Annotated in this window: 22 protein-coding genes; 10 read left to right on the plus strand and 12 right to left on the minus strand. The window is 73.1% G+C overall.

Annotated features, from left to right (window positions below; all coding sequences use genetic code 11):
• Positions 1-14 precede the first annotated feature (14 nt).
• From SAM23877_RS05500 to SAM23877_RS05515, 4 genes are read right to left on the minus strand one after another with little or no spacing between them, the layout of a single operon-like run.
• On the minus strand, positions 15-1,145 hold the full coding sequence (locus SAM23877_RS05500; protein ID WP_053127451.1) for an XdhC family protein: 1,131 nt from the start codon (positions 1,143-1,145) through the stop codon (positions 15-17).
• On the minus strand, positions 1,138-3,288 hold the full coding sequence (locus SAM23877_RS05505) for a xanthine dehydrogenase family protein molybdopterin-binding subunit (RefSeq protein ID WP_053127453.1): 2,151 nt from the start codon (positions 3,286-3,288) through the stop codon (positions 1,138-1,140). Before SAM23877_RS05505 ends, SAM23877_RS05500 begins: the two co-directional genes overlap by 8 nt.
• Positions 3,285-4,277 carry an FAD binding domain-containing protein gene (locus SAM23877_RS05510; protein WP_053127455.1) on the minus strand — a complete coding sequence of 331 codons (993 nt, stop codon included), beginning with the start codon at positions 4,275-4,277 and terminating at the stop codon, positions 3,285-3,287. The genes SAM23877_RS05505 and SAM23877_RS05510 overlap by 4 nt, the downstream gene beginning before the upstream one ends.
• On the minus strand, positions 4,274-4,873 hold the full coding sequence (locus SAM23877_RS05515) for a 2Fe-2S iron-sulfur cluster-binding protein (RefSeq protein WP_053127457.1): 600 nt from the start codon (positions 4,871-4,873) through the stop codon (positions 4,274-4,276). Before SAM23877_RS05515 ends, SAM23877_RS05510 begins: the two co-directional genes overlap by 4 nt.
• 245 nt (positions 4,874-5,118) lie before the next feature.
• Here SAM23877_RS05515 and SAM23877_RS05520 point away from each other — a divergent pair, with 245 nt between their 5' ends.
• Entirely contained in the window at positions 5,119-5,730 is a 612-nt protein-coding gene (locus SAM23877_RS05520; protein ID WP_053127459.1) for a TetR/AcrR family transcriptional regulator, read from the plus strand.
• 162 nt (positions 5,731-5,892) lie between these two features.
• Here the strand turns inward: SAM23877_RS05520 and SAM23877_RS05525 are convergent, their stop codons facing one another.
• Together SAM23877_RS05525 and SAM23877_RS05530 are read right to left on the minus strand one after the other, a co-directional pair.
• Entirely contained in the window at positions 5,893-6,696 is an 804-nt protein-coding gene (locus SAM23877_RS05525; RefSeq protein ID WP_053127461.1) for a response regulator, read from the minus strand.
• A complete protein-coding gene (locus SAM23877_RS05530) occupies positions 6,693-8,339 on the minus strand; it encodes a sensor histidine kinase (RefSeq protein WP_053127463.1) in 1,647 nt (548 codons plus the stop codon). The genes SAM23877_RS05525 and SAM23877_RS05530 overlap by 4 nt, the downstream gene beginning before the upstream one ends.
• A gap of 309 nt (positions 8,340-8,648) precedes the next feature.
• Here SAM23877_RS05530 and SAM23877_RS05535 point away from each other — a divergent pair, with 309 nt between their 5' ends.
• The 3 genes from SAM23877_RS05535 to SAM23877_RS05545 are packed head-to-tail and all read left to right on the plus strand — an operon-like array spanning position 8,649 to position 11,681.
• The gene (locus tag SAM23877_RS05535) at positions 8,649-9,635 is read left to right on the plus strand and encodes a Bug family tripartite tricarboxylate transporter substrate binding protein (protein WP_053127465.1); all 987 of its coding nucleotides are present in this window, start codon (positions 8,649-8,651) and stop codon (positions 9,633-9,635) included.
• Entirely contained in the window at positions 9,632-10,180 is a 549-nt protein-coding gene (locus tag SAM23877_RS05540; RefSeq protein WP_053127466.1) for a tripartite tricarboxylate transporter TctB family protein, read from the plus strand. The genes SAM23877_RS05535 and SAM23877_RS05540 overlap by 4 nt, the downstream gene beginning before the upstream one ends.
• Position 10,181: 1 nt before the next feature.
• Positions 10,182-11,681: a tripartite tricarboxylate transporter permease gene (locus tag SAM23877_RS05545; protein ID WP_053127468.1), complete on the plus strand. Its 1,500-nt coding sequence runs from the start codon at positions 10,182-10,184 to the stop codon at positions 11,679-11,681.
• Between the two features lie 123 nt (positions 11,682-11,804).
• Here the strand turns inward: SAM23877_RS05545 and SAM23877_RS05550 are convergent, their stop codons facing one another.
• The gene (locus tag SAM23877_RS05550) at positions 11,805-13,913 is read right to left on the minus strand and encodes a LamG domain-containing protein (RefSeq protein ID WP_053127470.1); all 2,109 of its coding nucleotides are present in this window, start codon (positions 13,911-13,913) and stop codon (positions 11,805-11,807) included.
• Between the two features lie 178 nt (positions 13,914-14,091).
• Positions 14,092-14,514: a secondary thiamine-phosphate synthase enzyme YjbQ gene (locus SAM23877_RS05555; protein ID WP_053127472.1), complete on the minus strand. Its 423-nt coding sequence runs from the start codon at positions 14,512-14,514 to the stop codon at positions 14,092-14,094.
• Between the two features lie 148 nt (positions 14,515-14,662).
• Here SAM23877_RS05555 and SAM23877_RS05560 point away from each other — a divergent pair, with 148 nt between their 5' ends.
• Entirely contained in the window at positions 14,663-15,742 is a 1,080-nt protein-coding gene (locus SAM23877_RS05560) for an NAD(P)-binding domain-containing protein (protein ID WP_053127474.1), read from the plus strand.
• 12 nt (positions 15,743-15,754) lie between these two features.
• Here SAM23877_RS05560 and mltG read toward each other — a convergent pair whose 3' ends face one another.
• On the minus strand, positions 15,755-16,621 hold the full coding sequence (gene mltG, locus SAM23877_RS05565; RefSeq protein ID WP_162492088.1) for an endolytic transglycosylase MltG: 867 nt from the start codon (positions 16,619-16,621) through the stop codon (positions 15,755-15,757).
• 43 nt (positions 16,622-16,664) lie between these two features.
• The gene (locus tag SAM23877_RS05570) at positions 16,665-18,467 is read right to left on the minus strand and encodes an ABC transporter ATP-binding protein (protein ID WP_053127476.1); all 1,803 of its coding nucleotides are present in this window, start codon (positions 18,465-18,467) and stop codon (positions 16,665-16,667) included.
• Positions 18,468-18,642: 175 nt separating this feature from the next.
• On the opposite strand from SAM23877_RS05570, the gene SAM23877_RS05575 reads away from it, so the two are divergent.
• Positions 18,643-19,104, plus strand: a complete 462-nt coding sequence (locus SAM23877_RS05575) for a MarR family winged helix-turn-helix transcriptional regulator (protein WP_053127478.1) — start codon at positions 18,643-18,645, stop codon at positions 19,102-19,104.
• Positions 19,105-19,119: 15 nt separating this feature from the next.
• Here the strand turns inward: SAM23877_RS05575 and SAM23877_RS05580 are convergent, their stop codons facing one another.
• Positions 19,120-19,884: a hypothetical protein gene (locus SAM23877_RS05580; protein ID WP_053127480.1), complete on the minus strand. Its 765-nt coding sequence runs from the start codon at positions 19,882-19,884 to the stop codon at positions 19,120-19,122.
• A 183-nt stretch (positions 19,885-20,067) separates the two neighbouring features.
• Between SAM23877_RS05580 and SAM23877_RS05585 the strand changes: the two genes are divergently transcribed.
• From SAM23877_RS05585 to SAM23877_RS05600, 4 genes are all read left to right on the plus strand, one after another.
• Entirely contained in the window at positions 20,068-21,978 is a 1,911-nt protein-coding gene (locus tag SAM23877_RS05585; protein WP_053127482.1) for an ABC transporter transmembrane domain-containing protein, read from the plus strand.
• Entirely contained in the window at positions 21,975-23,756 is a 1,782-nt protein-coding gene (locus SAM23877_RS05590) for an ABC transporter ATP-binding protein (protein WP_053127484.1), read from the plus strand. The genes SAM23877_RS05585 and SAM23877_RS05590 overlap by 4 nt, the downstream gene beginning before the upstream one ends.
• Positions 23,757-24,303: 547 nt before the next feature.
• On the plus strand, positions 24,304-24,774 hold the full coding sequence (locus SAM23877_RS05595; RefSeq protein ID WP_053127486.1) for a DUF5709 domain-containing protein: 471 nt from the start codon (positions 24,304-24,306) through the stop codon (positions 24,772-24,774).
• A 60-nt stretch (positions 24,775-24,834) separates the two neighbouring features.
• Positions 24,835-25,107: a type B 50S ribosomal protein L31 gene (locus SAM23877_RS05600; protein ID WP_053127488.1), complete on the plus strand. Its 273-nt coding sequence runs from the start codon at positions 24,835-24,837 to the stop codon at positions 25,105-25,107.
• 20 nt (positions 25,108-25,127) lie between these two features.
• On the opposite strand, the gene SAM23877_RS05605 is transcribed toward SAM23877_RS05600, so the two are convergent.
• Positions 25,128-25,922: a metal-dependent hydrolase gene (locus SAM23877_RS05605; protein WP_053127490.1), complete on the minus strand. Its 795-nt coding sequence runs from the start codon at positions 25,920-25,922 to the stop codon at positions 25,128-25,130.
• Positions 25,923-25,927: the final 5 nt, after the last annotated feature.

Genomic DNA, 25,927 nt, shown 5'->3' on the forward strand with positions numbered 1-25,927 from the left:
CCGGAGGGGAGTGGTCAGGCGGCGGCACTCGTCAGGTCGCGGTGGATCGGGGCCGCCCCGCCCGTCAGGGGTACGCCCGTTCCGCCGCGCCGCATCGCGACGATCTCCGCCGCGATGGAGAGCGCGGTCTCCTCGGGCGTCCGGGCGCCGAGGTCCAGGCCGATCGGTGAGCGGAGCCGGGACAGCTCGCGCTCGGTCAGGCCCGCTGCGCGCAGCCGCCGGTCGCGGTCCTCGTGGGTGCGGCGCGAACCCATGGCACCGACGTACGCGACCGGCGTCCGCAGGGCCTCCGTCAGCAGCGGTACGTCGAACTTGGCGTCGTGGGTGAGGACGCACAGCACCGTGCGTTCGTCGGTCGGCGTGCTCCGCAGGTAGCGGTGCGGCCAGTCCACGACGACCTCGTCGGCCTCGGGGAAACGGGCCGCGGTGGCGAAGACGGGCCTGGCGTCGCACACGGTCACGTGGTGGCCGAGGAACTTGCCGGCCCGCACCAGCGCCGCGGCGAAGTCGACCGCCCCGAAGACGATCATGCGGGGCGGCGGCACCCTGGACTCGACGAGCAGCGTGAGTCCGCCGGGGCAGTGCGAGCCGTCCTCCGAGATGCCGACCGTGCCGGTGCGGCCGGCCTCCAGCAGGGCCCGGGCCTCGGCCACCGCCGTGCGGTCCAGGTCCGGATGGCCGCCGAGCCCTCCGTCGTACGAGCCGTCGGGGCGGACGAGCAGGGCCCGGCCCAGAATCCCGGACGGGCCCTCGACGACCCGGGCGAGGGCCGCGGTCGCGCCCCCGGCGACGGCCGACAGGGCCGCTCGCAGGACCTCCCGCTCGGGCGCGTCCGCGCCGACCGGCGTGACCAGCACGTCGATGACGCCACCACAGGTCAGTCCGACCGCGAAGGCGTCCTCGTCGCTGTAGCCGAACCGTTCCCGCACGGGCTCGCCGTTCCGCAGGGCCTCGGCGCACAGCTCGTACACCGCGCCCTCGACACAACCGCCGGAGACCGATCCGATCGCCGTGCCCCCGCTGTCGACGGCGAGGGCGGCGCCGGGACCACGCGGCGCGCTGCCGCCGACGGAGACGACCGTGGCGACGGCGAACTCCCGGCCCTCGGCGAGCCAGCCGTCCAGCTCGTCGGCGATGTCAAGCATCGGCCGCTCCCCCGCCCTCGGGCGCCGCGGCCGAGAGCACACGGTCGGGCCGGATGGGAAGGTTCCGGTGGCGTACGCCGGTCGCGTGCCAGACCGCGTTGGCGACGGCCGCCGCCGCACCGACGATGCCGATCTCGCCGACGCCCTTGATACCGACCGGGTCGTCCGGATCGGGGTCGTCCACCCAGTCCGCCTCGACGTCCGGGACGTCGGCGTGCGTGGCGACGTGGTAGCCGGCGAGGTCGGGGCCGTAGAGGCCGCCGCTCGCCCGGTCCCGGACCGCCTCCTCGTGCAGGGCCATGGAGATGCCCCAGATCATCCCGCCGACGAGCTGGTTGCGGGCGGTGAGCGGGTTGACGATGCGGCCCGCCGCGAAGATGCCGAGCATCCGGCGCACCCGCACCTCACCGGTGGCGGTGTCCACGGCGACCTCGGCGAACTGCGCCCCGAAGGAGTGCCGTTCCTTCTGCGCGAGGGCCCCGAGGGCCTCGGTGGTGTCGGAGCGGACGGTGATGCCCTCGGGCGGGACGCTCGTGCCGAGGGCGAGCCGCTCGCGCAGTTCACCGGCCGCCGCGGTGATCGCCCACGCCCAGGACCGGGTCCCCATCGAGCCGCCCGCGATCATCGCCGGCCCGAAGTCGCTGTCCCCGATCCGCACCCGGACCCGCTCGGGCGCGACCTCCAGCGCGTCGGCGGCGACCAGGGTCAGGGCGGTACGGGCGCCGGTGCCGATGTCGGCGGCGGCGATCCGCACGGTGAAGGTGCCGTCGGCCTCCGCGGTCAGCAGGGCCGTGGAGGGACCGGCGCCCGCGCCGAAGGAGGCGGCGGCCGTGCCGGTGCCCAGCAGCCAGCGGCCCTCGCGGCGCACGCCGGGGCGCGGGTCGCGGTCCGCCCAGCCGAAGCGCCGGGCGCCCTCGTGGAAGCAGGCCGCGAGGTTGCGGCTGCTGAAGGGCAGGCCGGAGACCGGGCCGACGTCCGGCTCGTTGCGCAGGCGCAGCTCGATGGGGTCGACGCCGCAGCGTTCGGCGAGTTCGTCGAGCGCCACCTCGATCGCGAAGGAGCCCGGCGCCTCGCCCGGCGCCCGCATGAAGGTCGGGGACGGCACGTCGAGCCGTACGACGTGGTTGGCCGTACGGTGGGCCTCGGCGTCGTACATCACCCTGGCGACACCGGCGCCGGGCTCGACGAACTCGTAGACGGTCGACGTCTGGTTCAGGGAACGGTGCTCCAGGGCGCGCAGCCGGCCGTCGGCGTCGGCACCGAGCCGTACGCGCTGGGTGGTGGGGCTGCGGTAGCCGGCCAGCGAGAACATCTGACGCCTCGTCATCACCACCCGCACCGGTCGCTCCAGGAGGGTCGCCGCCATGACCGCGGACACCTGGTGGGCGCGCAGGCCCTTGCTGCCGAAGCCGCCGCCGATGTGCTCGGAGCGCACCCGCACCGCGGACTCGTCGAGGGAGAACATCTTCGCCAGCTCGCCCTGGACCCAGGTGGTGCCCTGGTTGGAGTCGACCACCTCCAGCCGGCCGCCGTCCCACAGGGCCGTGGCCGCGTGCGGCTCCATCATGCTGTGGTGCTCTTCGGGAGTCGTGTACTCCTCGTCGACCACGACGGTGGAGGCGGCGAGCCCGGCCGCCAGGTCGCCCTTCTCGGTCTCCGCCGGCATGTGCCCCTCTGCCGGGTAGGCGTCGGGGTGGTCCGCGGTGAGCGCGGTGTCGTGCGGCTCCGTGTCGTACGTGACGGCGAGGGCCTCGGCGGCCTCCCGCGCCTCCTCGGGCGTCTCGGCGACGACCAGGGCGACGGGCCAGCCCGCGTGCGGTACCCGCTCGTCCTGGAAGACGGCGGCGGTCGGGTCCGGCGGGATGCCCAGCATGCCGATGTAGTCGGTGTCGACGCGCGGGGCGTTGCCGTGGTGCAGGACGGTGAGGACGCCCGGCATGCCGAGGACGGCGTCGGTGTCGATGGAGCGGATGCGGCCGCGGGCGACGGTGGACAGCACCAGCCAGCCGTGCGCGAGGTCGGCGAAGGGGATCTCGCCGGCGTAGCGGGCCGCTCCGGTGACCTTGTCGCGGCCCTCCACGCGCGTGTGCGAGGTGCCGACGGCGCCCTTGACCGTCGTACGGCCGGTGGTGACGGTGGTCATCGGGCGGCCTCCTCGGTGAGTTCGGTCAGCACGGCCACCACGAGGTTGCGCATCAGGGTCACCTTGTATCCGTTGTCGGGCAGCGGCCTGGCGGCCGCGAGTTCGGCGTCCGCGGCGGCGGCGAAGGTCGCGCCGTCGGCCGGCGCGCCGATCAGCACGTCCTCGGCGGCGCGGGCCCGCCAGGGCCGGGAGGCGACCGCTCCGAGGGCCAGCCGTGCGTCGCGTACGACGCCGTCCTCGACGTCGAGCGCGGCGGCCACCGAGCCGATCGCGAAGGCGTACGAGGCGCGCTCGCGCACCTTGCGGTAGCGGGAGCGGGCGGCGACCGGGGCGGCCGGCAGGGTCACGCCGGTGATCAGCGCCCCGGGCGGCAGGGCGGTCTCGCGGTGCGGGGTGTCACCGACGGGGAGGTAGAAGTCGGCGAGCGGCGACTCGCCCGGCCCGTCGGGGGTCTCGTAGGAGACGACCGCGTCGAAGGCGGCGAGGGCCACGCCCATGTCCGAGGGGTGCACGGCCACGCAGTGGTCGGAGGCGCCGAGAATGGCGTGGTTGTGGTGCTCGCCGGTGACGGCGGGGCAACCGCTGCCCGGCACGCGCTTGTTGCACGGCTTGCTCACGTCGGTGAAGTAGCCGCAGCGGGTGCGCTGGAGCAGGTTGCCGCCGACGGTGGCCATGTTGCGCAGCTGACCGGAGGCTCCGGCCAGCACCGCCTGGGTCAACGCCGGGTATCGGCGGCGCACTTCGAGGTGGGCGGCGAGGTCGCTGTTGGTGACGGTCGCGCCGATGCGCAGGCCGCCGTCGGCGGTCGGACCGATGCCGTCCAGGGGGAGGTCGCGGACGTCGACGAGCCGGGCGGGGCGCTCGACGCCGGTCTTCATCAGGTCGACGAGATTGGTGCCGCCGCCGAGGAAACGGGCGTCCGGGTCGGCGGCGAGCAGTGCCACCGCGCCGGACACGTCGTCGGCGCGCTGGTAGCCGAACTCCCTCATGCCGCCGCCCCCTTGGCGGAGCCGTCGCGGGCGCCGTCGCCGTCATGGGCCGTCGCGTCGTGGGCCTCGGCCGCGCGGGCGACCGCCTCGACGATGGAGACGTAGGCACCGCAGCGGCACAGGTTCCCACTCATGCGCTCGCGGATCTCGTCCGGTGTCAGGGGTGGTGGTCCGGCCTCGGGGCGGACGTCCTCGGTGGCGGCGCTGGGCCAGCCGGCCGCGTGCTCCTCGATGACGGCGACGGCCGAACATATCTGGCCGGGTGTGCAGTAGCCGCACTGGTAGCCGTCGAGGTCGAGGAAGGCCTGCTGCACCGGGTGCAGCCGGTCGCCCTCGGCCATGCCCTCGATGGTGGTGATCTCCCGCCCCTCGGCGGCGACGGCGAGATTCAGGCAGGAGACGGCGCGGCGCCCGTCGACCAGGACGGTGCAGGCGCCGCACTGTCCCTGGTCGCAGCCCTTCTTGGTGCCGGTGAGGTCGAGGCGCTCGCGCAGGGCGTCGAGCAGGGTGGTGCGGTGGTCGACGGTCAGCTGGTGCTTCTCGCCGTTGATGTTCAGGACGACGGCGCTGGACGTCGACGAGGGCGCTGGGGCCATGATCAGCCTTCTTCGTGTCTGTTGACTGCGTCTGGTGACTGGGTCCGGTGACTGTGGGCTGTCGGCTGTGTCGGCTGTGTCGGGTGGCAGAGGATGGGGGTGCAGGCGGCGGATTCGCCCGTATGTGAGCGCACCTGCGGGTTACGCCGGCCCGTTCCGCCGCTATCGTGGCAGGCAACCGGACAGCTGTCCGCTCACGAGAACGTAACGGACAGTTGTCCGCTTAGCAAGGACGGTATTCGGCCATGACCGTGGAAGGAGGAGGAGTGCCTCACCCGGACCGGGACAAGAAGGACGCTCCCCTGCGCTCGGACGCCCAGCGCAACCGCGAGCGCATCCTGGAAGTGGCCAGGGAGGAACTGACGCGCTGCGCGAACGCGCCGTTGAGCGCCATCGCCAGGAAGGCGGGCGTGGGACAGGGCACCTTCTACCGCAACTTCCCGCACCGCGAGGCGCTCGTCCTGGAGATCTACCGCTACGAGATGCAGCAGGTGGCCGACGCCGCGCGACAGCTGCTGGCCACCCGGGGCCCCGAACACGCCCTACGTGAGTGGATGGACCGCCTGGCCCGGTTCGCCATGACCAAGGCCGGGCTGGCGGACGCGATCCGGCTGGTCACCAGCGCGCCCGGCGGACCGGCGAAGCCGGGCCCCACGCCCGTGATGGAGGCCGCCGAGCTCCTGCTGCGCGCGGGCGAGGACGCCGGGGCCATCCGCCCCGGCGTCACGGCGGACGACTTCCTCCTCGCCATCGGCGGTCTCTGGCAGGTCGATCCGCGCGAGGACTGGCAGCCGAGGGTCACCCGGCTCCTGGACCTGGTGATGGACGGACTGCGCGCGGGGGCGCCCGGCCGGTGACCGCTCCGACCGGTGACCGCGTCCGCCGGTGACCACTCCGCCCGCGGTCGGCCGTGCCGTTCAACCGTGCTGTTCCGCCGTCCTGTTCCGCCGTGCCGTTCCGCCGTCCTGTTCAACCGTGCCGTTCCTCCGTGCCGTTCGGCCGGCGTTCCCGCTGTCCGGTCATCCCTCCCGCGGGTGAGGACGGGTCGCGCCGCCGGCCGTGCCGAGCCCCGTCGGGCGCCCCCGGAAGCGGTAGCGGCGTTCCGGCCGTCCCGCCACGCCGTACCGCAGGGAGACCTCCGCGGTGCCGACGGTGTGGAAGTACTCCAGGTAGCGGCGGGCACTGACCCGGGACACCCCGGTCAGTGCCGCGCACTCGCTGGCGGACAGGGTGCCGTCGGCCCCGCGCAGGGTCCGTTCGACCAGCTCGGCGGTCTCCACGCTCATGCCCTTGGGCAACGCCGGCACCGCGGCGGCCGGTGCCGATCCGGCCAGTACGCGGTCGACGTCGGCCTGACTGCGGACCACCGCGCCGAGGAGCCGGCCCCGCTGGGCGGCGTAGCGCTCCAGCCGGACCCGCAGGTCCTCGAACTCGAAGGGTTTGAGCAGGTAGTCGACCACGCCGTGCCGGACGGCGCCGCGCACCGCGTCCGCCTCCCGGGCCGCGCTGACGACCATGACGTCGCAGTCGTGGCCGGCGGCGCGCAGCCGGGGAATGACGTCGAGGCCGAAGACGTCCGGCAGGTACAGGTCGAGCAGGACGAGGTCGGGGCGCAGCTCCCCGACGGCGGCGAGGGCCTCCTCGCCGGTGCCGGCCACGCCGACGACCCGGAAGAGGTCGACGCGTTCGACGAAGGCGCGGTGGACGCGGGCCACCATGAAGTCGTCGTCGACCACGAGCACGCCGATCGCGGCTCCGGCGGCACGGGGCGCCGCTCCCGTCGCGCCGGCCGTGGCGGCGGCCGGGCCGCTCGTACCCGTCATGGTGCTGCTCCTTCCGCCACCGCTCCGGTGAGGTGGCTGACGGTCATGCGTGCGGTGAACATGGCGCCCTCGGGGGTGTTGGCCACCGTGATCTCACCGCCGTGACGTTCGCAGACCAGCCGGGTCAGCGCCAGGCCGATGCCGCGCTCACCCTGCCGGGCGGCCTTGGTGGTGAAGCCGTGGGAGAACACCTCGCGGGCCAGTTCGGGGGCCACCCCGGGCCCGGAGTCACGGACCACGATCTCGACGCTGGAGGCGTCCTGCCGCAGCTCGACCTCCACCCAGGCCTCGTGGCCGTCACCGGGCACCGCGGCGGCGTCCACGGCGTTGTCGACGAGGTTGCCGACCACGGTGGCCACGTCGGCGGCGTCCTCCGGGGCCAGCCGGTCGAGCGCCGTGCGGTCCGAGACACGCAGGGCGACCCTGCGCTCGGCCGCGAGGGAGGACTTCGCCGTCAGCAGCGCGGCGACGGCGGTGTCGCGGACCCGACGGCTGAGGGTGACGTCCAGGGACTGGCGGCGCCGGCTGAGCGCGCGGATGTAGCGCACGACCTCGTCCTGCTCGCCGATCTCGATGAGCCCGGAGATGGTGTGCAACTGGTTGGCGAACTCGTGGGCCTGGGCGCGCAGCAGCTCGGAGGTGCTGCGGAAGGAACCGATCTCCCTCTCCAGGCGGGCCAGTTCGGTGCGGTCGCGCAGGGTGGTGACCGAGCCGAGCGGGCGGCCGTCCTTGGTGACGGTCATGCGGTTCATCACCAGGACCCGGCCGTGGCGGACGACGACCTCGTCACGTGGTTCCGCCGCGTCGGCGGTGGCGCCGGCCAGGACGTCGCGCAGCCGTCCGTCGATGCCGAGGCCGTCCAGGTTCTGGCCCACGCAGTCCACGGGCAGGTCGAGCAGGCGCCGGCCCATCTCGTTGACCAGGGTGAGCCGGTGCTGCGGATCGAGGGCGACCACGCCCTCGGCGATGCCGTAGAGCATGGCCTCCCGGTGCTCGGCCAGTCCGGCGATCTCGCGCGGTTCGAGGCCGAGGGTCTGCCGTTTGACGCGCCGGGCGAGCAGCCAGGAACCGGCCACTCCGAGGCCGCTCGCGACGCCGAGGTAGGCCAGCAGGTAGGAGGAGGCGCCGCTCAGCCGCTGCCACACCGTGGGGTCGGCCTCACCGACCATCACCGTGCCCAGGTGCCGGCCGAGGGTCTGCCGGGTGGCACCGAGCACCGGAACCTGGGCGACCAGCTCCCGGCCGCCCCGCACCGCCAGCGGCCCGGACCAGCCGCGCCCCTCGGCGGCGCCCTCGCCGCGCGGCAGCCGGCCACCGATCGTCGTGGGGTCGGTGGAGCTGACGACACGGCCGTCGGCGTCGGCCACCGTGACCGAGGTGACCCCGGACTGGGTCTGAGTGGCGTTCACCAGCGGGGCCAGGGCCTCCTGCGGCACGGGACGCAGAAGCTGGCTGCGGACCAGCGGAGTGGCGGCCAGCTGTTCGGCCAGGGCGGTGACCCGGCGGCCCTCGACGCGGTTGAAGGTGGCCTCGGACTGGGCGAGCGAGACGGCGGCGACCGCGAGCAGGACCACCACGACGATGGCGAGCTGGAGGACCAGCATCTCGCCCGCGAGGGTCTGACGGCGGAAGGTGGGGGCCACGGCGGACTCGATCTCGACTGGCGGGCTGGGGCGGGAGGGCGGGGCGCCCGGCGGGTGCGCCGGGTCGCCATCATGGCGCCCACCTGCGGCGAAGGAAAGGGATGTGTTGTCTTCGCAATGAACCGGCGACCCTCCGGAGACGCACCACGAGGGCGCCGGCCCCGCTCCGGCGCGACCGCAAAGACCACAACCTCCCTTGGTTCCGCAAGGAAGACAGCGAGCGGGGGCAGGGGCACCATGTGGCCCACGTCACCCTCCCCCACAGGGCTCCCCCGTACCGATCTACCCAACCGACAGGTGGTGTCATACGTGCGTCTGCGCACCCCCCTTGCCCTGCTCGGGGCCGCCGTGCTCGTGCTCGCGGGACCGCCGTTGCTCTCCACGGGCAGCGACGCCGGGACCGGCACACAGATCCCCGGCCTGCGCTTCATGGTCCCCAACACGCCCGGCGGGGGCTACGACATCACCGCCCGCACGGCCGCGAAGAACGCCGAGGACGCCGGGCTGACGCACAACATCGAGGTGTTCAACCTGCCCGGCGCCGGCGGCACCGTGGGGCTGAGCCGGCTGGTGAGTGAGCACGGCAACGGCAAGCTCGCCATGTCCATGGGGCTCGGCGTCGTCGGCGCCGCCCGCTCCAACCACGCGCCCAAGACCCTCGCCGACACCACGCCGATCGCTCGCCTCACCGAGGAGCAGGACGTCGTCGTGGTCGCCAAGGACTCGCCGTACAGGACGATCGACGAGCTGATCGGTGCCTGGAAGAAGGACCCGGGCAAGATCCCCGTGGGGGGCGGCTCCTCGCCGGGCGGGCCGGACCATCTCGCGCCGATGCTGATGGCGCAGGCAGCCGGGATCTCCCCCAGGTCGGTCAACTACATCCCCTTCGACGGCGGCGGCGAGCTGCTCGCCTCGATCCTCGGCAACAAGGTCGGCTTCGGGGTCTCCGGCGTCGGCGAGTACCTGGACCAGATCAAGGCGGGCGAGCTGAGGGTGCTCGCGGTGACCGGCCCGGAGCGGGTCGACGACCTCCGGGAGGCGCCGACGCTCAAGGAGTCCGGCTACGACGTGGACTTCACCAACTGGCGCGGCATAGTCGCCCCGCCCGGGCTCTCCGACGCGGAGCGCAAGAAGCTGATCCGGCTGGCCGAGGAGCTGCACGCCTCCCCGGAATGGAAGAAGTCCATGGAGCAGAACGGCTGGGACGACGCCTTCCTCACCGGTGAGAGGTTCGGCGCGTTCCTGGACGCCCAGGACAAGCGCGTGGTGTCGGTACTGAAGGAGCTGGGACTGTGACGACGCGGACCGAATCCTCCCCGGGCCCGGACCCGGCGCAGGCGCCCGAGCGGCGCTCCTGGCTGCGGGACCACTCCGAACTGGGCGTGTGCGTCCTCCTGCTGGCGCTCGGCGCCCTGGTCCTGACCGACGCGCTCACCATGGACGTCGACATCACCCAGCGCGGGCCGGTCGGCCCCAAGACCGTCCCGGTCGTGGTCGGCGCCGGCCTGCTGCTGATCGCCGCGCTGCTCGCCGTGGACGTCCTGCGCGGCGGCCGGGGCGAGGCCGAGGGCGGCGAGGACGTCGACCTGTCCGAACCGGCCGACTGGCGCACGGTGCTGCTGCTCGCCGGGATCTTTCTCGGCTCGGCCGTGCTCATCGAGCCGGCCGGCTTCCCCGTCGCCGGAGCGCTCCTGTTCTGGGGCGCCGCCTTCGCCCTCGGCAGCCGCCGCTCGGACCGCGATCCGCTCATCGCCGCGGTGCTGTCCCTGCTCACCTACGTCGTCTTCGACAAGCTGCTCGGAGTGCCGCTGCCCGGCGGTCCACTGATGGGAGTGCTCTGACATGAACGCCCTGAACTCCCTCATGGACGGCTTCGGGACGGCCCTCACCCCGCTCAACCTCCTGTGGGCCGCCGTCGGTGTGCTGCTGGGCACGGCCATCGGCGTCCTGCCCGGCATCGGCCCCGCGATGGCGGTGGCCCTGCTGCTGCCGGTGACGTACGGGCTGGATCCGGTCGCCGCGTTCATCATGTTCGCCGGCATCTACTACGGCGCGATGTTCGGCGGTTCGACCACCTCCATCCTGCTCAACACCCCCGGTGAGAGCGCCGCGGTGGTCGCGGCCATGGAGGGCAACCCCATGGCCAAGGCGGGGCGCGGCGCCCAGGCGCTGGCGGCCGCCGCCATAGGCCACTTCGCGGGCGGCATGATCGGCACGGTCCTGCTGGTGGCCCTGGCACCCGTGGTCGCCGACCTGGCGGTGGACATCGGTGCGCCGGACTACTTCGCCATCATGGTGCTGGCGTTCATCGCCGTGACGTCGGTGCTGGGTTCGTCGCGCGTCAGAGGCCTGGCCTCCCTGCTGATCGGCCTGACGATCGGACTGGTGGGCCTGGACCAGATGACCGGCCAGCAGCGGCTGACGTTCGGCTCCCTCCAACTCGCCGACGGCATCGACGTGGTGATCGTCGCGGTCGGCCTGTTCGCGATCGGCGAGGCCCTGTGGGTGGCGGCGCACCTGCGGCGCGGGGCGGCCGAACCGATCCCGGTGGGACGCCCCTGGCTCGGTCGCGCCGACGTGAAGCGGACGTGGAAGTCCTGGCTGCGCGGCCCGTTCATCGGGTTCCCGTTCGGCGCCATCCCGGCGGGCGGCGCGGAGATCCCCACGTTCCTGTCGTACGTCACGGAGAAGAGGCTGTCCCCGCACAAGGACGAGTGGGGCAAGGGCGCGATCGAGGGCGTGGCGGGTCCCGAGTCGGCCGCGTCGGCCTCGGCGGCGGGCACGCTGGTGTCCATGCTGACCCTGGGTCTGCCGACGACGGCGGTCGCGGCGGTCATGCTGGCCGCGTTCCAGCAGTACGGCATCCAGCCGGGCCCGCTGCTCTTCGAACGCGAACCGGAGCTGGTCTGGGGCCTGATCGCGTCCCTCTTCGTCGGCATGGTGCTGCTGCTCGCGCTCAACCTGCCCCTGGCGCCGGTCTGGGCCAAGCTGCTGCGCATCCCGCGGCCGTACCTGTACGCCGGGATCATGTTCTTCGCGGCCGTCGGCGCCTACGCGGTCGGCGGCGAGGTCGTCGACCTGGTGACCCTGCTCATCATCGGCCTGGTCGGCTTCGGCATGCGGCGCTACGGCCTGCCGATCCTGCCCGCCGTGATCGGCGTCATCCTCGGCCCCAACGCCGAGCAGCAGCTGCGCCGCGCGCTGCAGATCAGCGACGGCAGCGTGACGGGCCTGGTCGACACCCCGTTCGCGGTGACGGTGTACGCGGTGATCGTGCTGCTCCTGGCGTGGCCGCTGCTGAAGCGGGCGGTGATCCACAAGCGCCCCCGGGCCGGCGTCTGACCGCCCGGCCGGCGAGAACCGGGGTGCGGACCGACTTCGGCCCGGCGGGACAAGGGGTTGTCCTTGCCGGTGCCCACGGGGCACCGGCAAGGACAACCCCTGACCTGCGTACCTCTCCGCCCTTCAGGAGGCGTAGGCGAAGGACTTCACCTCGGTCGGCGTGAGAGCGCCCCTGAAGACGCGTACGGTGTCCACCCCGCCGTGGAAGTACTCGCCCCAACCGCCGTCCGCGGTGTGGCCGCGGCCGACGTTCAGCGGGCCGGGAGCCGCCCAGGAGGCGTTGAACCGTGCGGTCGCCACGGCCTCACCGCGGACGTACAACGTGATGTGGCCCTCGGAGTCGTCGTACACGACGACCAGCTCTTCGTCATGGGACGTGGGAACACCGGGCGCCGCGACGACGGTCTCGGGGGCGCCCGGTTCGTCGCCGTGGGTCACGACCAGCTGCCACTCGGCCGCGGCCGGGTCGTAGCGGACCCGGAAGGCGTCGCGGTCGGCGTCGCCCTGCGACAGGACGGTCATGGGCCGGTCCGGGGAGGTGTCGGTGGAGCGGACCCGCAGACCGACGCTGTAGCTGTCCGCGGTGTCGACCGGGGGACCGTCGGTGGCGGCGTAGTCGTCCGCCCCGTCCAGGGCCAGGTGATCGTTGCCGTCGATGGCCCCCGCGGGAAACTCGACGCACTCGGGGTCCTCCAGGCAGGCGTCGAAGTCCGGGGTGTAGAACCCCGTCCCGCCGTGCAGCCTGAGCGGCGTGTCGCCGTCCCGGTCGGGGACGCTCCCGTCTTCCGTGCGCTCTATGTCCCACGCCGCGACCAGGTCGGCGGGGCGTGCCCCCATCCTCTCGATCTCCTCGCCGGAGACCACCCGGTCCCAGACGCGCACGTCGCCGATCTCGCCCCGCCAGCGCGCACCGCCGTCGCCGCGGGCACGTCCGATCTGGAAGGCGCCGGGGGCGGCCGTCGCCGCCACGCCTGTCTGGGAGGCAACCTCTGTGCCGTTGACGTGCAGGCTGAGCGTGCCGTCCTCGGCGTCGTACAGGCCGGTCAGGTGGGCCCAGCCGCCCTCCGTGGCGCTGCCGCCGGTGACGCGCGCGCCGCCGTAGCCGAAGGCCCACTCGGCCTTGCCGTCCGCGGCAGGGCTCAGGCCGAGGGTGACGGCCGAAGTGCCGTCGCCGGCGTCCTGGCTGGCGACGGTCATCGCGGTGTCGGTGGCGGCGGGGCGGGCCCAGGCGGAGAGGGCGAACGTCCCGTCGGTGTCGGCCACGGAGACGTCCGGCGTGAGATAGCTGTTGCCCCGGCCGTCGAGGGCGACGGTGGCGGTGAGGTCGGTACGGGAGGGAGCGGGGGCGCCGAAGACGACCCCGTCCTCGGCGCGGGCCGCGGGACCCGTCTCCGCTGCGGCGGTGCCGGACCCCGCCGGATCCGCGAGCGTCCAGTGGGCCACGGGAGCCCGGCCCTCGGCGACGCGCAGCCAGTGGGTCGTCCGGGCGCTGGTGCGGCCCGTCCGGTCGATGGCGGCGACCTGCATGTAATAGGGCCCGCTGTGCTCCGGCATCCACCGGACGGTGACCGGCCCACCGGGTTCTTCGGGCCGGACCCGCCCGTGCCGGGAGCCGAGGACGGAGTAGTCGTACTCGACGACGTCCTCGGACGGGGAGTCGAACGTGAAGCTGCCGTAGACACCGACCCCGTCGTGCCAGGCCATGTCGTCGGGATACTGCTCGGACACCACCGTCGGGGACTCCGGGTTCACCGTGTCGATGATGAACCGGCAGGTGGTGCCCGGTCCTTCGTCGCTCCAGGCGGAGACCGCCCCCTCGTCGTCGACAGCGCGGACGTGCCAGGAGACGACGGTGTCGGCGGGAAGATCCGATGTCCGCCACAACTGGGTGGCGGGGGACTTCAGCGCGGGCGAGGTGTATGTGCGGTGCTGCTCGCCCCCGTCGGCATCGGTCCAGCTGAGGGCGAACTCGGCCCCGGCCGCGTTGGTCTCCCACGGCTCGTTGTCCTCGGTCGGGTCCTCCACGACAGCCCTCAGGTCGGGCGCGCGGGGCACGTACACGGGGTCGTCGGAACATGCCTTGGCGGAGTCGGTGGTGAGGGTCGCGGTACTTGGCCGCAGGGGCGGAAGGTTCTCATCCGCCGCCGCGGCGAGGCCCGGGGTGGTGGCGACCAGCGCCGCCGCCAGTACCGTGGCGGCGGTGACGCTGCGCCGACGGGAACGTGCTCTCATACGGTTCGGTCCCCCTGGTTCGATGATGCGTCCTTCGTGCGACCGATCGCCTCCCCCGGCGCACGCGAGCACCCGAGGACCAGTGGCTGACACGCTCACCATCGGTCTCGGGCGGCTCGACTATAGAGCGATCTTCGAACGCGTACGCGAGTTTTGATCCGGCAGGTTCGCCTCTCCGTCACCCGAGGAACGACAGCCGCACCCGGCGGTCCGGGTTGTCCCTGTTGGTGTCCACCAGGCACACCGACTGCCAGGTTCCGAGTTCCAGCCGTCCGCCGATCACCGGCAGGGTCGCGTGGGGCGGTACGAAGGCGGGGAGGACGTGGTCGCGGCCGTGGCCGGGGCTGCCGTGGCGGTGCTGCCAGCGGTCGTCGGCGGGGAGCAGGGTGTGCAGCGCGGCGAGCAGGTCGTCGTCGCTGCCCGCGCCGGTCTCGATGATCGCGATCCCGGCGGTGGCGTGCGGCACGAAGACGTTGAGGAGGCCGTCGCGGCCGCCGGCGACCTCGCGCAGGAAGGACTCGCAGTCACCGGTGATGTCGGCGACCCGTTCCGCCGAGCCGGTGGCGAGGTTCAGGACTCGGGTGGTGAAGGCGTCTGGCATGCCCTCCATCCTGGCGTACGCGGCGGTCCGGACGCGGGAGCGTCGGGGCCGAGGCAGGACGGACGGGAGAAGGACGGGCCAGGGAACGGCCGACGGGAGAAGGGCGGGCCGGGGGAAGATCGGGGCCCTCCGCTCCGTTGGTAGAAACGTGAACAACACTCGCGAGGTCGAGGTCGTCGTCATCGGTGCCGGTCAGGCGGGGCTCGCCGCGGCCCACCATCTGCGGCGCACCGGGTGGGAGCCGGACCGTGACTTCGTCGTGCTCGACCACGCCCCCGGCCCCGGAGGCGCCTGGCAGTTCCGCTGGCCGTCGCTGACGTACGGCAAGGTGCACGGGATGCACTCCCTGCCGGGCATGGAGCTGACCGACGCCGATCCGGGCCGGCCGTCCGCGGAGGTGGTCGGCGAGTACTTCGCGGCGTACGAGCGGGCCTTCGACCTGCGCGTGCGGCGGCCCGTCGACGTGCGTGCGGTGCGCGAGGGCACGGGCGGGCGACTGCTCGTCGAGACCTCGGCGGGAGCCTGGTCGACGCGGGCGCTGATCAACGCGACGGGCACCTGGGACCGGCCCTTCTGGCCGCGCTACCCGGGGCAGGAGACCTTCCGGGGACGGCAACTGCACACCGCGCGGTACACCGGTCCCGAGGAGTTCGCCGGGCAGCGGGTGGTCGTGGTGGGCGGCGGCGCCTCGGGGACGCAGCACCTGCTGGAGATCGCTCCGTACGCCGCGGCCACCACGTGGGTGACCAGGCGGCCTCCCGTCTTCCGCGAGGGCCCCTTCGACGAGAACGCGGGCCGGGCTGCGGTGGCGCTCGTGGAGGAACGGGTACGGCAGGGCCTGCCGCCCAAGAGCGTGGTGTCGGTGACCGGGCTGCCGCTGAACGACGCGATCCGGGCCGGGCTGGCGTCGGGGGTGCTGGACCGGCGGCCCATGTTCGACCGGATCACGCCCGAGGGGGTCGAGTGGAGCGACGGGCGGCGCGTGGAAGCCGACGTCATCCTGTGGGCGACCGGGTTCCGGGCCGCCATCGACCATCTGAGACCGCTGCGGCTGCGGGAGGCGGGCGGCGGCATCCGGGTCGAGGGGACGCGCGCGGTCGCCGACCCGCGCGTGCATCTCGTCGGTTACGGGCCGTCCGCCAGCACCATCGGCGCCAACCGGGCCGGGCGCGCGGCCGTACGGGACATCAGGCGGCTGCTGGCCGAACGGGAGCGGGTCGCCGCGTGACGTCCCGCCCGGTCACGTGGCCAGGTCCTCCTTGGCGGCGTCCTGCCGGACGCGGTTGAACTCGGCGACGTTGCGCTGGTGCTCGGCGTAGTCGGCGGTGAACCGGGTGTCGCCGGGCTTGACCGTGACGAAGTACAGCCAGTCGCCGGGGGTGGGGTTGATCGCGGCGCGCATCGCCTCGTCGCCCGGGTTGGCGATGGGGGTGGGCGGCAGACCCATGCGCTGGTACGAGTTGTACGGGCTGTCGATCCGGGTGTCCTTCGCGGTGGTGTTCAGAGTGGACCGGCCCAGGGCGTAGTTGATGGTGGAGTCCATCTGCAGCGGCATACCGCGTTCCAGCCGGTTGAAGATCACCCGGGCGGCCTTGGCCATGTCCCGCTGGCCGGCGGCCTCCGCCTGCACGATGCTGGCGATGGTGACGGCCTGGTAGACGTTCAGGGCGTTGCGCTGGGCGCCCGCGGCGACCGGCGCGCCGGTGAACTTCTCGTTCGCCTTGTCGACCATGGCCGCCAGCAGCTTCTCCGGGGTCGGGGCCTCGCCGAGCGGGTACGTCGCCGGGAAGAGGTAGCCCTCGGGGTTGCCCTCGGCGTCGTTCGGCAGCTTGAGGTCGGCCTTGGCCAATGACTTCCTGGTGGTGCCGGCGGGCAGGGCGAGGGCCTTGTCGACGGCCGCGTAGACCTGGGTCGCGCGCCAGCCCTCCGGGATCACGAGGGACGTGGGGCCCGACTCGCCCTCGTCGTCCGTCGTCAGCAGCGGCACCGCCACGGCGGTGCCGGCGACGACGGCGCCGGTCACGATCAGGGCGATACGGCCCCGGCGCGTCAGTCGGATCGTTCTCCTGGTGCCTCTCGCACTGCGCGGCGGAATGTTCGTCTGCATGCGGGCACGGTAACCCTCATATGCAAGCAAACCCGGCATATCGTCATTTTGTCGGCGCCAGTCGGGCGTCCCGGCGCACCAGTGCCGCGTACCTGCCCTCCTGGGCCAGCAGCTCCTCGTGCGTGCCCTGTTCCGCCAGGCGCCCCGAGTCGAGGACCACGATGCGGTCGGCGTCCCGGACGGTGGACAGGCGGTGCGCGATGGTGATGGTGGTGCGGTTGGCGGACAGTGCGTCGATCGCGTCCTGCACGGCGGCCTCGGTACGCGTGTCCAGGGCGCTGGTGGCCTCGTCGAGGACGAGGACGGGCGGGTCGCGGAGGATGGTGCGGGCGATGGCCAGGCGCTGTTTCTCACCGCCGGAGAAGCGGTGGCCGCGCTCGCCCACGACCGTGTCGTACCCGTCGGGCAGGGCGGCGATGTGGTCGTGGATCTGGGCCGCCCTCGCCGCCGCCTCCAGCTCCGCGTCGGTGGCGTCCGGCTTGGCGAAGCGCAGGTTCTCGGCGACCGAGGCGTGGAAGAGGTACGTCTCCTGCGAGACGACGCCGACCGCGCGGGCGAGGGTGTCGAAGTCGAGGTCGCGCACATCCACCCCGTCGAGGGTGACCCGGCCACCCGTCACGTCGTACAGCCGCGGCACCAGGTGGCCGAGGGTGGACTTGCCGGCGCCGGTGGGGCCGACGACGGCGAGGCTGCTGCCCGCGGGGACGGTGACGTCGATGCCGTCGAGTACCGGGGTGCCCTTGCCGTCGTAGCGGAACTCGACGTTCTCGAACCGGACCTCGCCCTTGATGTGGTCGAGGTGGCGGGGGTCGTCCCGCTCGGTGATGTCGATCGGCAGGTCGAGGTACTCGAAGATCCGCTGGAAGAGCGCGAGCGAGGCCTGGATCTGGACGCCGGTCGACAGCAGGCTCACGGTCGGGCGGAAGAGGCCCTGCTGGAGCGAGACGAAGGCGACGATCGTGCCGAGCGAGACATCGGGGCCGCCGAGCTGGAGGGCGATGCCGGCGGTCCAGTAGATGACGGCCGGCATGGCGGCCATGACGATCGTGATGACCGCCATCCGCCAGCGGCCCGCCATGTTCGACCTGATCTCCAGGTCGACCAGGCTCTCGGACTCGTCGGCGAAGGCGCGGGTGAGCGAGTCGGAACGACCCATGGTGCGGCCCAGCAGGATGCCGCTGACGGAGAGCGACTCGGTGACCGTGGCGGCCATCGCGGCCATCTGCTTCTGGCGCCGGGTGGTGATCTTCCGGCGTTCCCGCCCGACGCGGCGGCTGATCCACACGAACACCGGCAGGAGGAGCAGCGAGACGACGGTGAGGCGCCAGTCCAGGACGACCATGGCGGCGATCGTGGCGACCACGCTGGTGAGGTTGGAGACCAGGGAGGTCGCCGTGGACGTGACGGTGGCCTGCATGCCGCCGATGTCGTTGGCGATGCGGGACTGGACCTCGCCCGTGCGGGTGCGGGTGAAGAAGGCGAGGGACATCTGCTGCAGCCGGCCGTAGACGGCGGTGCGCAGGTCGTGCATGACGCGCTGGCCGACGGTGGTCGAGATCAGCGTCTGCAGGACACCGAAGACGCTGGTGAGGACGGCGCCGAGGATCATGCCGAGGGCGAGCAGGCTCAGCAGGCCCGTGCGCCCCTCGGGGAGGGCGACGTCGAGGATCTCCTTCAGCAGGAAGGGTGTGGCGACCGACACCAGCGACGCGGCGCCGACGAGCAGGCCGACGATCGCGAGCCGGCCGCGGTAGGGGCGGAAGAGTCTCAGAATGCGGCGCACCTGCCGCGGCTGCTCCTTCGCCTCGGCGGGTGCGGTCCAGGCGGACTCGTGATCGGGATGCATGGGCTCCTACGGGGGGGCGACAGGTGAGGGAGTGAGGGAGGTGCCGGGGAGCCTGCGGATCACGGGTTCCGGGCGGACTTCCGACAATGATCCGGGCGGACTTCCGGCAACCTTGCGGATCATAGCTCATTGTTACCTATACTCACAATGAACATCATCCTGATATTGTTCCCGCATGACCGCCCCCGATCCCGACGGCCTGCTCGCCGAGCAGTTGCTGCGGCTCACCCGCCGGGTGCACCGCATCCAGAAGCGCCATCTCGAACACCGCGACCTCGGCATCACACCGGCCCAGTCCCGGCTGCTGCGCACGCTGGCACACTACGGCTCGCCGCCCCGCATGGCCGACCTGGCCGAGCGTCTGGAGGTGGTGCCCCGGGCGGTGACGACGCTGGTCGACGGTCTGGAGGCCGCGGGCAAGGTGCGCCGCGTCCCGGACCCGGCGAACCGCAGGGTGATCCGGATCGAGCTCACCGACGACGGACACAGGGCCCTGCGGGAGCTGCACGGCGCGCGCCGCTCCGCCGCGGAGGAGATCCTGGCGCCGCTGACGGGCGAGCAGCGCACGGTGCTCGGTGGGCTGCTGGACACGCTGGTCGACGGGCCCGGCGTCGCGCGGGGCGGCCCTGCCGGGTGACCGGGGCACGCGCCCTCAGAGCTTCAGGTGCTCCCTGTCCCCCATGACCACCACCGGGTGCAGGTCGGGGTCGAGCGTGCGCAGCAGGTGCTCCATGGCCGGCTTGGGCAGGCTCACGCAGGCGGACGTGCCACTGCCGTGGTCCAGGTGCAGCCAGATCCCGCCCCCCTTGGACGCGCCCAGCGGGCGGGTGGGGTCGTTCGGGGCAGTGCCCTTGACCCGGTTGTAGTCGATGGCGATGACGTGGTCAAAGTCGTGCCAGTACGCCTTGTCCCACCACCTCGGTGCCGCGAAGGCGGCGGACCGGGTGTAGGGCAGGCCGGTGCCGGGAGCCGGCTCGGGGTCCGGGAGGACGCCGCCGGCGTCGCTGAGCGTGAAGACGCCGACGGGGCTGCGTCTGTCGTTCTCGTGGTGGTCCGTCGTCCACCCCTTCGTTCCGTTGTGCGCCGCCCAACTGCGCACGCGCTGCCAGCCGGAGCCCCGCTTCGTGTACAGCACGACCGTGGAATCGGCGGAGTCCTCGTCCTCGCCGTACACCGCGACGACCTGACGGGAGTCGGTGGGAACCAGCCGCTGGAGACGGTCGCCGACGCCGGGAATCCGTGTCGGGTCGGCCGTGGCTCCGCCCCGTCCCGCACCGCCGGCGGCTCCGCTCGCCCGGGCGTCCGTCCCGTCGCCCGCGCCGTGCCCCGACGGGCCGCCGCAGGCGGACAGCGTCGCCAGCAGGGATCCGAGGACCGCCAGAGCGACCGCCGTACGCCGTGCACCACCAGTACGCATCGGTCCATGGTCGCACTGGCGGTGGGCGGACGGGGCAGGGGTGCGACGGACGGCAGCCGGATTCGTGTCCCACCGCGGAAAACCGCTTGATTTTGGGCATGGCGCGACGCGAACCTTGCACGGTTTGCAGCCTCTTGCCGCCGTACCGCAACGGCACCCCCTGACACGAGCCACTGGGACGTCATGCAGATCCAAGACCTTCCGTATCCCGACCCGGGCGTGCCGGACGCGCGCTCGGGCCACCGATTCCTGTGGTGGCTGTTCCGCAACCAGCTGGGAGGACAACTCAAGTCGCTGGCCTGGGGCATGCTGCACTTCGCCTCCGTCTCCGCCCTGCCGTTCTGCGTCGGTCTCGCCATCCAGGCCGTCGTCGACCGTTCCGGCGCCCGACTCGCCCTGGCGGGCGGTCTCCTGGCCGTGTGCTGCGCCGGCAACGCGCTCGGCGACACCTTCCTGCACCGCACCGCCGTCACCAACTGGATCACCGCTGCGGCCCGCGTCCAGCAACTGCTGGCCCGCAAGACCGCGGTCCTGGGCTCGGCGCTGACCCGTCGGGTCGCGGCGGGAGAGGTCGTGGCCGTCTCCACCGGCGACGTCGAGAAGATCGGCTGGTTCGTGGAGGCCGTCTCCCGCTTCACGGCGGCGGCGCTGACGATCGTACTGGTCTGCTTGGCCCTGGTCGTCTACGAGCCGGCGCTCGGCGTCGTCGTGATCCTCGGCCTGCCGGTGCTGGCCCTCGCCGTCCTCCCCCTGCTGCCCCGGGCCACCCGACGGGCCGACGTGCAACGCGAGAAGGCCGGCCGCGCCACCGAACTCGCCTCGGACACCGTCGCCGGGCTGCGGGTGCTGCGTGGCATCGGCGGCGAGGAGCTCTTCCTCGACCGCTACCGCGGCGCCTCCCAGGAAGTGCGCCACGCCGCCGTGCGCAGCGCCCGGATGTGGTCCCTGATCTCCGCGATCCAGGTCCTGCTGCCGGGGCTGCTGCTGGTCGCCGTGGTCTGGCACGGCGTCCATGTCGCCCGCGAGGGCCGCATCGGTGTCGGCGAACTCGTCACCGTGTACAGCTCCGTCATGATCCTCACCTATCCGCTCCGGCACTTCGAGGAGATCGCCATGGCGTACTCCTTCTCCCGGCCGTCGGCCACGCGGGCCGCGCGGGTGCTCGCCCTGGAACGGGCCACCGACACCGCGGGGTCACGCGCCGCCGAGGTGCCGGCCGGGGACCTGTACGACCCGGCCACCGGTCTCCTGGCGCCGACGGGCCGGTTCACCGCCGTGGTGTGCGGCGATCCGGACGCGGCCGGGCGCCTGGCGGAACGGCTCGGCGGGCATCCCTCGGAGCAGGGCGAGTCGGCGCTGCTCGGCGGCGTGCCGCTCGACGAACTGCCGCTGCAGTCCGCACGCACCGCCGTGCTGGTCCAGGACAAGGACCCGGTACTGCTCTCCGGCACGCTGCGGGAACTGCTCGACGTGCCCGCCTCCGGCGCGGTCGCCGCGCAGGACGCGCTGGCCGCGGCCCAGTGCGGCGACGTGCTGGCGGCGCTGACCCAGGGATCGGTCGGCGCCGACGACCCGATGGACGCCCGCATCACCGAACGGGGACGCTCGCTGTCCGGCGGCCAGCGCCAGCGGCTGGCGCTGGCCCGGTCCCTGATCACGGACCCGGAGGCACTCGTCCTGGACGAGCCGACCTCGGCCGTGGACTCGCACACCGAGGCACGGATCGCGGACGGCGTGCGGACGCTGCGCGCCGGACGGACCACCGTGGTGTTCACGTCGTCGCCGCTGTTGCTGGACCGCGCGGACGGGGTCGTGTTCCTGCACGACGGCGAGGTCGCCGCGGTCGGCACCCACCGGGAGCTGTTGCACACCGAGCCCCGGTACCGGGCGGTGGTGACCCGCGAGACCGACGAGGAGACCGCGGCGCACGAGGAGAGGGTCCCGCCGGCCGCGGGCGGTCCGGAGCAGCCCCCGCACGGCCGGTCGGCGCCCGACGGCGAGCGGACACGAAAGCGCGAGAAGACCCCGGACGACGCCGTCCTCGTCGACGACGACGTACTGCACCGACTGGAAGAGATCGAGGAGACGGCATGATCGGCGTCGCGCCACCGTCGTACGACCCGGCGGCCCCGACCACGGCGAGCACCCTGCCCGTCGGGGCCCCCGCGACCGTACGCGCGTACGCGGGAGAACTGCTGCGCCGGCACCGCCGGGCGTTCCTCCTCCTCGTCTCCGTCAACACCGTCGCGGTGATCGCCTCCATGGCGGGCCCCTATCTGCTGGGCGGACTGGTGGAACGGGTGTCGGACGGGACCCGCGAGCTGAACCTCGGGCTCACCGCCTCGCTGTTCGTGCTCGCGCTCGTCGTCCAGGCCGTGTTCGTGCGGGAGGTGCGGCTGCGCGGAGCCGTGCTGGGCGAGCGGATGCTGGCCGATCTGCGCGAGGACTTCCTCGTGCGGTCGGTCGGGCTGCCGCCCGGCGTGCTGGAACGGGCCGGAACGGGTGATCTGCTCTCCCGCATCACCACGGACATCGACCGGCTCGCCAATGCCATGCGCGAAGCTGTGCCGCAGTTGGCCATCGGTGCCGTGTGGGTGGTGCTGCTGCTCGGCGGGCTCGTGATCACGGCGCCGCCGCTGGCGCCCGCGGTCCTGATCGCGGTGCCGCTGCTGGTCGTCGGCTGCCGCTGGTACTTCCGGCGGGCGCCCGCCGCCTACCGCTCGGAGGCCGCCGGGTACGCCGCCGTCGCCGCCGCGCTCGCCGAGACCGTGGACGCCGGCCGCACCGTCGAGTCCCACCGCCTCGACGCCCGTCGCATCGCGCTGTCGGAGCGGCGGATCACGGAGTGGACGGCCTGGGAGCGCTACACGCTCTGGCTGCGGTCGGTGCTCTTCCCGGTCATCAACGTCACCCATGTGACCGTGCTCTCCTCCGTCCTGCTGATCGGCGGTGTGTTCGTGTTGCAGGGCTGGATCGGGGTCGGTCAACTGACCACGGCGGCGCTGATCGCCCAGATGCTCGTCGACCCCGTCGGCCTCATCCTGCGCTGGTACGACGAGCTCCAGGTCGCCCAGGTGTCCCTGGCCCGGCTGGTGGGCGTGCGGGACATCGAGCCGGAGGCCGGTGACTCCTCGCTGGCCCCCGACGGGCGGCACGTGCACGCCGACCGCGTGCACTTCGGCTACGTCGAGGGCGTGGACGTCCTGCGCAAGGTGACGCTGGAGGTCGCCCCCGGCACGAGGCTCGCGCTGGTCGGTCCCTCGGGCGCCGGCAAGTCCACGCTGGGCAGGCTGCTGGCCGGCATCTACGGCCCCCGCGAAGGGCGGGTCACCCTGGGCGGCGCCGAGCTGTCCCGGATGTCCGCCGAGACCGTCCGCTCGCACGTCGCCCTCGTCAACCAGGAGCACCACGTCTTCGTGGGCTCCCTGCGCGACAACCTCCGCCTCGCCCGGACCGGTGCCACCGACGCCGAACTGTGGGCGGCGCTGGGCGCGGTCGACGCGGACGACTGGTCCCGCGGGCTCGACGAGGGCCTGGACACCGAGGTCGGTTCGGGCGGCTTCGCGCTCAGCCCGGCCCAGGCCCAGCAGATCGCGCTGGCCCGCCTGGTGCTGGCCGACCCGCACACCCTGGTCCTGGACGAGGCGACGTCCCTGCTCGATCCCCGGGCGGCCCGCCACCTCGAACGGTCCCTGGCCCGTGTCCTCGACGGACGGACGGTCGTCGCGATCGCGCATCGTCTGCACACCGCTCACGACGCGGACGTCATCGCCGTCGTCGAGAAGGGGCGGATCAGCGAGCTGGGCAGCCACGACGAGCTGGTCGCTGCGGACGGGGCCTACGCGGCGCTCTGGCGCTCGTGGCACGGCTGACCATGCCCCGACAGCACCCTCCGGACCGGGCAGGACGCTGCGCCGTTCGGATCCGGCCGGCACCGGGCCCGGGTCGCACTGGGACGGGCCGGGCGGGGACCGGCGGGCGGGGACGGAGGGGCCGGGCTGGGTGTGGCTGGGCGGGGCCGGTAACGGTGCACCTCGGTGCGGTCGGGACCGGGCTCGGCTCGGACGGTGCAGGTCGGAGCCGCTCGGTGCCGGGCCGGGGCAGGGACGGTAACGGCACCTCTCGGTGCGGTCGGGTCCGGGTCCGGTGGGACGGTGCAGGTGAAAGACGCTCGGCGCCGGGCCGGGCGGCCGGGGCCGGCCGCTGGCCGGCGCCGCGGGGCCGAAGCGTCGGGCACCCGGTCGACGGCTGTGGCGTTGCGCGGTCCCGAACGGGGGTGGAAGGCTGGGAGCAGGCACCGGCTCGGGGTAGGCCCGGGAACCGTGCGGTTCGTGACGGGTGACGCCTGTGCCCCGTGCAGCGGCGGCCCGCCGCGGTCCACGGTGAGAAGGGGCCCGTCCCCACCCCCTGGAGGTACCCGTGAACAGCGCCGACGGATGGGGAGATGACGTCTACCAGCCCGACGGATCCGAGCAGCGGGAGGACACCGGGCTGCTCGACGGGGAGGACACCCTCGAGAACGACGGTGTCGACGATCCGCTCGACCGCGGCTGGTCCCCGCCGGAGCGCCCCTGGGCGGTGGAGCACACCGGCGTGACGGCGGCCGAACGGCTCTCCGGCGAGACGCTGGAGGAACGGCTCGCCGAGGAGCGGCCGGACCTGCTCGCACCCGACGGTGACGGACTGGGCGACGCCGACGGCACCGACGGGGAACTGCTGGACAACGAGGTCGGCGCGGAGCGCTCCGGCCGGCTCGTGGCTCCCGACGAGGGGGCGCACGAGGACGAGGAACCCGCGCTGGTCGCCTTGGACGTCGGTATCGACGGCGCGGCGGCCTCCGCCGAGGAGGCCGCGATGCACGTCGTCGACGAGGACTCGCTGCCCGGCTGACGCCACCCCCGGCGGTGATCCGCCGCCGTCCCGACGATCCGCGCCGTACGAGGAGCACTCATGCAGCAGGACAAGCATCCCGAGTACCAGGCTGTGGTCTTCCGTGACCGCAGCGCCGGATACGCCTTCCTCACCCGGTCCACCGCCACCAGCGACCAGACCATCGCGTGGGACGACGGCGAGACCTACCCGGTGGTCGACGTGGAGATCTCCTCGGAGAGCCACCCCTTCTACACGGGCAAGGCCCGGACGGTGGACTCGGAGGGCCGCGTGGCCCGCTTCGAGCGGCGCTACGGCGCAGGCGAGGGGCAGAACCCGGACACGCCGGACTGAGCGGGGAGGGACCACGCCCCTCAGATGAAGTTGAGCGCCGCCGCGCCGCCCACTCCCCCGAGCAGCATGAACGCCGGCATCAGCACCTTCAGCTCCACCCAGCTGCCCGCCCGGAACCGCATGGCCTTCGGCGGACCGATGGGGTACCAGCGCTTGCGGCCCACGGGTATCGGCCAGAGTATCGGGCAGCCCGAGACGGTCAGCGCGTCCCCGATGTCGTGGACCAGGGCACCGAGCACGATCGGCAGCCCGAGCCACAGGTACTCCTGACCCGGCGCGGTGAAGAGCCAGTCCGCGCCGCCGTCCGACTTGTCCAGTATCCCGGCGAGGATCCAGGCGCTGGTCCCGGCGAGCAGCCAGACCAGCACGTCGCTGCTGGATCCGCGGGTCGCCCGCCAGAGCAGGCCCTCGATGGCGAGCACCATGTGCACGAAGAGGAGCGCCAGCACCGCCCAGCGCCCACCCGTGACGGCCAGCGCCGAGGCTCCCGCCCCGATCAGGACCGCCCACAGCCAGGTGTGGGTCAGCGTCCGGTGTCCGCCGGAGCGCCGTGGGTCGCCCTGTTTCTTCGTTGCCTTGTAGACGGCGTACGACAGCTTGTCGACGATCTCGCACAACCCCCGCGAGACGGGTCCGAAGGCCCGGGAGATGGTGGCCGCCTTGTGGTCGAGATCCGGGGCGAGCGCCGCTCCGGCGCAGATCAGGGCTCCGGCGAGCAGCACCGGCCAGGGCATCGGATGCCCCGCGGCGGCGGTCGCCGCCCCGACGCCGAGCCACGCCGCGGCGCCCGAGAGTGAGTGTGCTGGTCCCATCATCGCCG

This window comes from Streptomyces ambofaciens ATCC 23877 (genome assembly GCF_001267885.1).
In the GTDB taxonomy this organism is placed as follows: domain Bacteria; phylum Actinomycetota; class Actinomycetes; order Streptomycetales; family Streptomycetaceae; genus Streptomyces; species Streptomyces ambofaciens.